Genomic DNA, 10,767 nt, shown 5'->3' with positions numbered 1-10,767 from the left:
GGGTGCCGGTTCGTTGTGGCTGGTCGCGCAGTTCCCCGCGCCCCTTCGGGGCGCCGCCTCGGTCCCTAGATGCTCGTCCCGTTCCTGATCGTGCTCCATGCCTCCGGCAGAGCGGCCTCCACCGACTCGGCGACGCGTTCCTCGTGGCCGTACAGGACCCCGTACGTGAAGGCGTTCTCGGCTGCCGCGTGGGCCTGGGTGGCCAGGTCGCGCAGGGCGAGCCTCGCCATCACGCTGTCCTGGTGTTCGCCGAGCAGGCCCTGGAGGGACTTCATGTCGCTCACCAGGCTCTTCGCGGGTTTGCCGAGGACGGGGGCGGCGAGCTCGGCCGCGTACCGCGTGCGCTTGGTCTTCTTGCGGGCCTCGTGGATCGCGAGGTCGCGGCCCTCCCCCGGCGGCAGGTCGACGGCCTCCCCGACCAGGCCGGACAGCTTGTCGAAGTCCTTGCGCACGGCCTTCGTGACCGCCTTCCCCGTGGTGTCCGCGGCGGCCCCCCGAAGCGGCGGGGTGGCGAGGAGCGCGTCGAGGGAGACGAGGAGGTTCAGATAGCGGCCGCCGTCGAGGACCGCGACCAGGCGGCGCCGGGAGCCGGACCGGCGGGCATGCGCCCAGGTCCGCAGCCGGCCGCGGACGGGGCCGGCGAGCAGGCCGCGCGGAAGCGCGCCGAGGGCCGCCGTCAGCCGCTCGGTCAGGACCTCCTGGTCGCGGTCGACGCCCAGCTCTCCCGCCAGCCACTTCAGTTCGTCGCGGATCGGGTCGGTGACGCCCCGGTCCAGGACGTTGCCGTACGAGCGGAACGTGCTGCGGAGCCTGCGGGTGGCGACCCGCATGCTGTGCACGGCGTCGAAGACGTCCCGTCGGACGGCGGGGTCCAGTTCGACGATGGCGTCGCGCTGGGCGCGGACGTAGGCGAGGACGTGGTCGCCCGCGGTGACGGGTGCCGCCGCCACGACGGGTTCCCTGCGTGCCTTGCGGCCCGTCTCCCCCAGCGCCCTGGCCAGCTTGGACGCGGACCTGGAGCGGGTGACGCCGGCCTTGCGCAGTTTCTTCTCGACCTTGTCCAGGAAGGCGGGGTCGCCGTCGTCCGCCAGCTCGACCTCGATCTCGGTCCACCGGGCGGTGCCGTCGCCGCCGCTGAGCCGTTCGGCCCGTACGCGGTCGACGCTGATCTCGGCGAGCAGGCCCCCGGACTCGTCGACGAGGTGACGGACGTCCCGGGCGGACAACAGCCGGACGACGGGGACCAGTTCGGCGTCGCGCACCCGGGAGCGGACCAGTCCGGCGAGGGCGCGGGGCACGGTGTCGGACAGCGGGGCGCGGATCTCGTCCCGTACGCCGTCGGAGACGGGCAGTTTCAGATGCCAGCCGGCGTCGTCGCCGCCGGTGCGGCGGCGCAGGGTGAGGGACGCGGCGGCGAGGCGCTGGTCGGCCGTGTCGTAGTAGGTGGCGTCGAGTTCGGCGACGCCCTTGTCGATGACGGCCGAGACGCCCGGCACCCGCGTCAGATCCGGCAGCCCCGCCAGTCCGGCATTCTCATCGGCTTCGTACTTACGCTCGATCTCACGCTTGGTGTCCGCCATGACCTGAATTTAGAGGCAGTACCCCGACCCCTGTAAGAGGGGCGCAGGCCTGCGCCCCGAAGGGGCGCGGGGAACTGCGCGACCAGCCACGACGAGCCCGCAGATGCCCGACGGCCCGTCCGTGCCGTCACAGCCCGTCCGGTGGCGGGCGCGGACGGCCGGACGGGGCGCACCCACAGGCACGTTAGTCTGGAAAGTCATCCCCTGTCGGCTCGCAAAGGTTCGTGAGATGTCTGCCGAAACCGCTGTGTCGGTCTTTCCACAGCTCGAAGCTCTGCTCCCGCATGTGCAGAAGCCGATCCAGTACGTCGGCGGAGAGCTCAACTCCACGGTCAAGCCCTGGGAGGACTGCGACGTCCGCTGGGCGCTCATGTACCCGGACGCGTACGAGGTCGGACTGCCCAACCAGGGCGTCATGATCCTGTACGAGGTCCTGAACGAGCGCGAGGGCGTCCTGGCCGAGCGCACGTACAGCGTCTGGCCGGACATGGAGGAGCTGATGCGCGAGCACGGCGTCCCGCAGTTCACGGTGGACGCCCACCGCCCGGTGAAGGCCTTCGACGTGTTCGGGCTGAGCTTCTCCACGGAGCTTGGCTACACGAACATGCTGACCGCGCTCGACCTCGCGGGCATCCCGCTGGAGTCGAAGGACCGCGGTCTCGACGACCCGATCGTGCTGGCCGGCGGCCACGCCGCGTTCAACCCCGAGCCGATCGCCGACTTCATCGACGCGGCGATCATCGGCGACGGCGAGCAGGCCGTGCTCGACATGACCGAGATCATCCGCGCCTGGAAGGCGGAGGGCCGGCCCGGTGGCCGCGAGGAGGTCCTGTTCCGTCTCGCGAGGACGGGCGGCGTGTACATCCCGGCGTTCTACGACGTCGAGTACCTCCCGGACGGCCGTATCGGCCGCATGGTCCCCAACAAGTCGGGCGTCCCGTGGCGCGTGTCCAAGCACACGGTCATGGACCTGGACGAGTGGCCGTACCCGAAGCAGCCCCTCGTGCCGCTCGCCGAGACCGTCCACGAGCGCATGTCGGTGGAGATCTTCCGCGGCTGCACCCGCGGCTGCCGCTTCTGCCAGGCGGGCATGATCACCCGCCCCGTCCGTGAGCGCTCCATCACGGGCATCGGCGAGATGGTCGACAAGGGCCTCAAGGCGACCGGCTTCGAGGAGGTGGGCCTGCTCTCCCTGTCCTCCGCGGACCACTCGGAGATCGGCGACATCGCCAAGGGGCTGGCGGACCGGTACGAGGAGGACAAGGTCGGGCTCTCCCTGCCCTCCACCCGCGTCGACGCGTTCAACGTCGACCTGGCCAACGAGCTGACCCGCAACGGCCGCCGCTCCGGGCTGACCTTCGCCCCCGAGGGCGGCTCCGAGCGCATGCGCAAGGTCATCAACAAGATGGTCTCGGAGGAGGACCTGATCCGGACCGTCTCGACGGCGTACGGCAACGGCTGGCGCCAGGTCAAGCTGTACTTCATGTGCGGCCTGCCCACCGAGACCGACGAGGACGTCCTGCAGATCGCGGACATGGCGATGAACGTGATCGCCGAGGGCCGCAAGGTCTCCGGCCAGAACGACATCCGCTGCACGGTGTCCATCGGCGGGTTCGTCCCCAAGCCCCACACGCCCTTCCAGTGGGCCCCGCAGCTGTCGGCCGAGGAGACGGACACCCGGCTCGGCAAGCTCCGCGACCGGATCCGCGGCGACAAGAAGTACGGCCGCTCCATCGGTTTCCGCTACCACGACGGCAAGCCCGGCATCGTCGAGGGCCTGCTCTCCCGCGGTGACCGCCGCATCGGCTCCGTCATCCGCGCCGTCTACGAGGACGGCGGGCGCTTCGACGGCTGGCGCGAGTACTTCTCGTACGACCGCTGGATGCGCTGCGCCGACAAGACGCTCCCCGCCTTCGGTGTGGACGTCGACTGGTACACCACCCGCGAGCGCACCTACGAGGAGGTCCTGCCCTGGGACCACCTCGACTCGGGCCTCGACAAGGAATGGCTCTGGCAGGACTGGCAGGACGCGCTCGACGAGACCGAGGTCGACGACTGCCGCTGGACGCCGTGCTTCGACTGCGGGGTGTGCCCGCAGCTCGACTTGGACATCCAGGTCGGGCCGACCGGCAAGAAGCTGCTGCCGCTGACCGTCAAGAACGGTGCGACCGCCGCGGCCGGCGGTCACAGTCACTGAGGCGCTTTCCACGGCGCGGACGGGGTGATCCGGGGCGAGCACGGAGGAAAGTGCCGTTCCCGGACCGTTCGTGCATCCATCCGGGCAGCTGACGCGTCCGTGTGGGTATGGACCTGGAGAAGTCGCCGCAGCCCGCGCCGCCCGTGATGCCCGCGCGGCAGCGGGACCCCGCTCCTGAGGGATGTCTCGCCGTCGCCGTCCGCATCCCGGTGCGGATCGTGGTCTTCGTGCTGATCGTGCCCGTACGGATGGCCTGGGACGCGCTCGTCGTCTGCGGGCGGCTTCTCAACGACACGCTGCTGCGGCCGCTCGGCCGGGCCCTTATGTGGGTGCTCGCGCCGGTCGGCCGGGCCCTCAGGTGGCTGCTCGACGGCTTCGCGACCGTCCTCGCGTGGGTGTTCACCGGCATCGGGTACGCGGTGAAGTGGCTGTGCCTGCTGGTGTTCGTCTGGCCGTGGGTGGGCCTGTGGCGTTACGTGGCCGTGCCGGTGGGCCGGGCACTCGCCTGGCTCGGGCACGTCCTGCTGGTCGTCCCCGCCCGGTGGCTGTACGAGCGGCTGCTGACGCCGCTCGGCCACGGCATCGTGTGGGCGCTGCGGGGCTTCGGGGCCGGCTGCGCCTGGCTGTGGCGGACGGCGGTGCTCATTCCGGCGGGCTGGCTGTACCGGGCCCTGCTCGCGCCGACCGGGCGAGGTGTCGCGTGGGTTGCCGCGGGGCTGTGGTTCGGCCTGGTGTGGGTCTCGCGGGGACTGTGGGCGGGAGTTGTATGGGTCTCCCGGGGGGTGTGGGCGGGCATCACATGGGTCGGCAGGGGACTGTGGGCCGCCGTGACATGGGTGGGCCGCGGGTTGTGGGCCGGCATGACATGGGTCGGCCGCGGGCTGTGGGCCGTGGTGGGCTGGCTCGGCAAGGTCGTCGGGACCCTCCTGCGGTGGATCCTCGTCGTACCCGCCGTCGCCCTGTGGCGCTGGGTCCTCGCCCCGCTCGGACGGGCCGTCGCCGTCGTCGCGCGGGAGATCGGCGAAGCCCTGGGACACGCCTGGCGCGTCGCCGGATACGTGTCGCTCGCCGTCGGCCGCTTCCTGGGACGACTCTTCCGGTGGATCTTCGTCGAGCCGGTGCGGTGGGCCTACCGGAGCGTGTTCACTCCGATGGGGCACTTCGTGCGCGACGTCTTCTGGAAGCCGGCGGCCGAGGCCGCGCGGAGCGTGGGCCGCGTCACCCGGCAGGCCCTGGCGAGCGCCCGGGAGACCGCACGGCAGACCAGGGCCGACATCCGGCGCGCGCTGTTCGGCGCGCCGCGCGAACCCGAGCCCGTACCCCTGTCCGCACCCCGCCCCGAACCCGAGCCGGTACGCCTGGTCGAGCCCGGCGGGCCCCTGCGGAGCGCGCCGGGCGCCTCCCGAGGGGAACGCACGGGCGCCGGCACACGTACTCTAGGTAGTAGTACGACCGCACTCACGAAGGACTGAACGACACTGGGCAAGCGACAGCCCGAAGGCCCGCCGCCCGCACCCGCGGTGCAGCGCATCCGCCTGCGCTACACCAAGCGCGGCCGCCTCCGGTTCACCAGCCACCGTGACTTCCAGCGTGCCTTCGAGCGCGCGTTGCGCCGAGCCGAGGTGCCCATGGCGTACTCGGCGGGGTTCACGCCGCACCCGAAGGTGTCGTATGCCAATGCCGCACCCACCGGCACGGGTAGTGAGGCGGAATACCTGGAGATCGCGCTCACCGACGCGCGCGATCCCGAGAAGCTGCGCGTACTCCTCGACGAGTCGATGCCCGAGGGGCTCGACATCATCGACGCCGTGGAGGCCCGTACGTCGGGTCTCGCCGACCGGCTCACCGCCTCCGTGTGGGAGATGCGCCTCGACGGCGTGTCCCACGAGGACGCGCTGCGCGCGGTCGACGCCTTCACCGCGGCCGAGACCGTCGAGGTGCAGCGCAAGGCGAAGAACGGCATCCGCACCTTCGACGCCCGCGGCCCCGTCGCGAGTCTGGAGGCGCACAGTGCACAGCCGACGGCACACAGTCCACAGGCTGATAGGCCGACCGACCAGGCCTGTGCGATACTGCGGCTGGTTGTTCGGCACGTGACGCCTGCCGTTCGACCTGACGACGTCCTGTCCGGTCTCCGAGCTGTGGCCGACCTGGCGCCGCCGGTCCCCGCAGCGGTGACCAGGCTGGCGCAGGGGCTTTTCGATGAAGAGACCGGCACGGTGACCGACCCGCTCGCGCCCGACCGCGAGGCAGCAGCACCTTCTCCGGGAACGTCCGGGGACAGCGCAGCCGCCGCCGCGAAGGCGCTGGCGTAAGGAAGGTCCCGCGCAGGGACGTACGTCGAAGCGCCGCCCTCGTATCCGGGAGCCACCTGGTTCGGGCAGCGCACCGACCAGAAGACTTTCGCCAGGCCGTACGCACTCATGGCATACGGAACCGGCGAGACAGGACACAGAGAGCTCCCGTGCGGCGCCCGCGCCCCGGACGGCGGCACCGCGCAACGCGCGAGCCGCGGACGTCACCGGATCCGCGGCGCCCGGGAGCCTGACGGGAGATCCACCCGCATGCTTGAGCCGACCGACCCCACCGAGCCTTCCACCGGCTCCGACAACAGCACCCCGAGCGACACGCTGCCGCCACGCCGGCGCCGTCGTGCCGCTTCGCGCCCCGCCGGCCCGCCGTCGGCGAACGCCGAGGGCACGGCCGTGGCGGAGACCACGGCGCCGGCCATACCGGCTGTGACCTCCGCGGACCTCACGACGGACGAGGCGCAGGAGAGCGAAGAGGCGGCCGTGACCGCCGCTCCCAGGAAGAGGGCCGCGGCGAAGGCGCCCGCGGCCGTCGCGGACGAAACGGCGCAGACGCCGGCCGACGACGCCGCTCCCGCCCCGCGTGCGCGCCGTCGTGCCACCCGCCGGGCATCTGCCCCCGCGGGAGCCCCGCAGACCGCCGAGGCGGCGGACGCCGGTGCGGTACCGGGCGACGAGGCCACGGGGGCCACGACCGCCGAGACCCCGGCGCCGGCCGTGACGGCTGAGCCCGAGGCGCCCGCGGAGGCCGAGGCCGCCCCCGCTCCGCGGCGCCGTCGTGCGACTCGCCGTGCCACCGCGCCCACGGGTGCGCCGCAGGCGGCTGAGGCCGCTGAGACGCCCGTATCTGCCGAGGCCGTCGAGGCTCCGGCTGCTGCTCCGGTGGTCGACGAGACGCCGGCAGTCGAGGAGACGCAGGCTGCCGAGACCGCCGAGGCGGCGCCCGCTCCGCGTGCGCGCCGTCGTGCGACTCGCCGTGCCACCGCGCCCACGGGTGCGCCGCAGGCCGCTGAGGTCGAGGCGCCCGTATCCGCCGAGACCGCCGAGGTTCCGGCTGCCGCCCCGGTCGCCGAGGAGACCCCGGCCGACGAGGCCGCTGAAGCGGCGCCCGCTCCGCGTGCGCGCCGTCGTGCGACACGCCGCGCCAGCGCGCCCGCCGGTGCGCCGCAGGCCGAGGCGGAGAGCCGGACGCCCGAGCAGGCGCCCGCCGAGGCCGTCGCCGAGCCCACTCGTCGCGCCGCCCGGCAGAAGCCGGAGCACGCCGAGACCCCCACCGCGACCGAGCCCGCCGAGGCCGTTGCTCGCGACGAGCGCAGGGAGGCCCCCGTGGCCGCTGCCAGGAACGACCGGTCCGCCGAGACCGAGACCCCCGCCGACGCCGACGATGCCACCCCGCGCCGCGCCCGCCGCCGGGCCACCCGCAAGGCCGCCGGAGGCTTCTCCGCGCCCGCGCCCCGCAAGGCCGCCGAGGAGGGTTCGGCCCGGCGCCCCGCGCGCCCCGCCGTCGCCGTCTTCCAGGCGCCGGTCTTCACCGAGCCGATGTTCCAGACGCCCGAGCGTGCCGCTGCCGCCGCCGCGGCCGAGGCCGCCGAAGAGGCGGAGGAGGCCGTGGAGCCGGTCCAGCAGCAGGCTGCCCCCGTGGCCGTCGCCGAGGAGGAGACAGGCGGTTCGCGTCGCCGTCGCCGCCGCGGCAAGGCCGAGGAGCCCGCCGCTCCCGCCGAGCGTGCCCCGGTGGAGCGTGCCCCCGAGGCCGAGGAGCCGGCCGACGAGGAGCCCGTCGAGGAGGAGTCCGCCGAGGACGCCGCCGACGGTGACGACAGCGAGGAGACCGGTTCGCGCCGCCGTCGCCGCCGCGGTGGCCGTCGCCGCCGCCGGGGCGAGTCCGCCGACGCGGACGACGACTTCGCGGGCGAGCAGAACGAGCGGGGCGAGCGCGGCGAGCAGGCCGCCGCGGCCTCCGACGACACCGAGGACACCGCCGCGCAGGCCGAGGAGGACTCCGCCGACGCGGACGATGACCACGACGACGCGGGCGGCTCCAGCAGCAGCCGTCGCCGCCGGCGCCGTCGCCGTCGCGCCGGTGACTCCTCCGGCGAGGCCGAGTCCGGCGACAGCGACCCCGAGCGCACGGTCGTCAAGGTCCGCGAGCCCCGCAAGAAGGACGAGCACCCGAGCGACGAGGTCCAGTCCATCAAGGGCTCGACCCGCCTGGAGGCCAAGAAGCAGCGCCGCCGTGAAGGGCGCGAGCAGGGCCGCCGCCGCGTCCCGATCATCACCGAGGCCGAGTTCCTGGCCCGCCGTGAGGCCGTCGAGCGCGTGATGGTCGTCCGCCAGAGCGGCGAGCGCACGCAGATCGGTGTCCTTGAGGACGACGTGCTCGTGGAGCACTACGTCAACAAGGAGCAGTCGACGTCGTACGTCGGCAACGTCTACCTGGGCAAGGTCCAGAACGTGCTGCCGTCGATGGAGGCCGCCTTCATCGACATCGGCAAGGGCCGCAACGCGGTCCTGTACGCCGGTGAGGTCAACTTCGAGGCACTGGGCATGGCCAACGGCCCCCGCCGCATCGAGAGCGCCCTGAAGTCCGGCCAGTCGGTCCTCGTGCAGGTCACCAAGGACCCGATCGGCCACAAGGGCGCGCGCCTCACCAGCCAGGTCTCGCTGCCCGGCCGCTACCTGGTCTACGTGCCCGAGGGCTCCATGACCGGCATCAGCCGCAAGCTGCCCGACACCGAGCGCGCCCGGCTGAAGACCATCCTCAAGAAGATCGTCCCCGAGGACGCGGGCGTCATCGTGCGCACCGCCGCCGAGGGCGCGAGCGAGGACGAGCTGCGCCGTGACGTCGAGCGGCTGCAGGCGCAGTGGGAGGACATCGAGAAGAAGGCGAAGAGCGGCAACGCCCCGACCCTGCTGTACGGCGAGCCGGACATGACCGTCCGGGTCGTCCGCGACATCTTCAACGAGGACTTCTCCAAGGTCATCGTCAGCGGCGACGAGGCGTGGGACACCATCCACGGTTACGTCGCGCACGTGGCGCCCGACCTGGCGAACCGCCTGTCGCGGTGGACCTCCGAGGTCGACGTCTTCGCGACGTACCGCATCGACGAGCAGCTCGCCAAGGCGCTGGACCGCAAGGTCTGGCTGCCCAGCGGTGGTTCGCTGGTCATCGACAAGACCGAAGCGATGATCGTCATCGACGTCAACACCGGCAAGTTCACCGGTCAGGGCGGCAACCTCGAAGAGACGGTCACCAGGAACAACCTGGAGGCGGCCGAGGAGATCGTGCGCCAGCTGCGGCTGCGCGACCTCGGCGGCATCGTCGTCATCGACTTCATCGACATGGTCCTTGAGTCCAACCGGGACCTGGTGCTCAGGCGCCTGCTGGAGTGCCTGGGCCGCGACCGTACGAAGCACCAGGTGGCCGAGGTCACCTCGCTGGGCCTCGTCCAGATGACCCGCAAGCGGGTCGGCCAGGGCCTCCTTGAGTCGTTCTCGGAGACCTGCGTCCACTGCAACGGCCGCGGCGTGATCGTGCACATGGAGCAGCCGACCTCCGCCGGAGGCGGCGGCAAGCGCAAGAAGCGCGGTCGCGGCGGTGCCGAGCAGACCCACGACCACGAGCACACGTACGAGACGGACACGGCCGAGGCCGCCGAGCCGGACGAGACGGCCGCCGAGGTCGCCGCGGAGGCCGCCGAGCCCGTCGCGCTTCCCGAGCCCGAGTTCGTACCGGACGAGGACCTGTACAGCAGCGCCGCCGAGGCGGAGGCCGCGGCCACCCGTGGTGGGCGTTCGCGTCGCCGGTCGGGCCGGCGGGCGTCGGCCCCGGCGGGTGCGCCGAGGTCCGAGTCCCGCAGGGCCGAGCGGGCCGAGCGCGCGGAGCGGGCCGAGCAGGCCGAGCGCCGGGACGAGGTTCCGACCGCGCAGTCCGTGACGCCGGAGGAGGAGATCGCGCGTCCGGTCCGGCAGGAGCCGGCCGAGGTCGCGCAGACGGCGCCCGTCGCCGCCGAGGACCCGGTGGTCGAGGCCCCGGCCGCCACCGAGGCCCCGGTCGTCGACGACGCCGCCCCCAAGGGCCGTACGCGCCGTCGGGCGACCCGCAAGGTGTCCGCGCCCGCCGGTTCGCCCACGGCGGCCGAGGAGACCGTGGTGACGGTCACCGAGCCGGTCGCCGCGCCCGTCGAGCCCGTGGAGCAGGCCGCCCCCGCTGAGGAGCAGCCCGTCGCCGAGAGCGCCGCCCCGGCCCGTCCGAGGCGTCGTGCGGTCCGTAAGGCCACCGCGCCCACCTCGTCCGCCGAGACCGCCGTCACGGTCGTCCCGTCGGCCCAGCCGGACGCCCCGGCGCAGGCCGTCGAGGCGCCGGTCGAGGCCCCCGCGGAGCCGTCCGGCCAGGACGGCGAGGACAGCGGAGACGGTGTGGCGCCGGCCAAGAAGACGGCCCGCAAGGCGGCCAAGAAGGCGCCCGCGAAGAAGGCCGCCGCGAAGAAGACGACGACGGCGGCCAAGAAGACGGCCGCCAAGAAGACCACGGCCAAGAAGGCGACGAAGACCGCCAAGACGGCCGCGAAGTCGACGTCCAAGAAGACCGCGGCGGCGGAGCAGCAGACGCCGTCGACCGTCACGGCCTCCACCGACGAGGACTGACGAGGGCGGACAGCAGGGGAGGCGCGAGCCTCCGTAC

5 protein-coding genes are annotated in these 10,767 nt (G+C 73.1%); 4 read left to right on the top strand and 1 reads right to left on the bottom strand.

What is annotated here, in order from left to right; genetic code table 11:
- Nucleotides 1–65 precede the first annotated feature (65 nt).
- Complete coding sequence (locus ACFWGJ_RS35405) at nt 66–1,580, bottom strand: CHAD domain-containing protein (protein ID WP_387332795.1); 1,515 nt, start codon at nt 1,578–1,580, stop codon at nt 66–68.
- Nucleotides 1,581–1,809: 229 nt separating this feature from the next.
- On the opposite strand from ACFWGJ_RS35405, the gene ACFWGJ_RS35400 reads away from it, so the two are divergent.
- From ACFWGJ_RS35400 to ACFWGJ_RS35385, 4 genes are all read left to right on the top strand, one after another.
- A complete protein-coding gene (locus ACFWGJ_RS35400; RefSeq protein WP_387332793.1) occupies nt 1,810–3,777 on the top strand; it encodes a TIGR03960 family B12-binding radical SAM protein in 1,968 nt (655 codons plus the stop codon).
- 107 nt (nt 3,778–3,884) lie between these two features.
- Entirely contained in the window at nt 3,885–5,249 is a 1,365-nt protein-coding gene (locus ACFWGJ_RS35395) for a hypothetical protein (RefSeq protein ID WP_387332792.1), read from the top strand.
- Nucleotides 5,250–5,297: 48 nt separating this feature from the next.
- A complete protein-coding gene (locus tag ACFWGJ_RS35390) occupies nt 5,298–6,092 on the top strand; it encodes a TIGR03936 family radical SAM-associated protein (protein WP_381833393.1) in 795 nt (264 codons plus the stop codon).
- A gap of 249 nt (nt 6,093–6,341) precedes the next feature.
- Nucleotides 6,342–10,730, top strand: coding sequence for an Rne/Rng family ribonuclease (locus tag ACFWGJ_RS35385; RefSeq protein ID WP_387332790.1), 4,389 nt, complete (start codon nt 6,342–6,344; stop codon nt 10,728–10,730).
- Nucleotides 10,731–10,767 lie beyond the last annotated feature (37 nt).

The sequence above is a fragment of the Streptomyces sp. NPDC060205 genome, from assembly GCF_042728395.1.
Classification (GTDB): Bacteria; Actinomycetota; Actinomycetes; order Streptomycetales; family Streptomycetaceae; genus Streptomyces.
The sequence above is the reverse complement of the archived record's forward strand: the minus strand, read 5'-3'. Positions and strand labels throughout refer to the sequence as shown.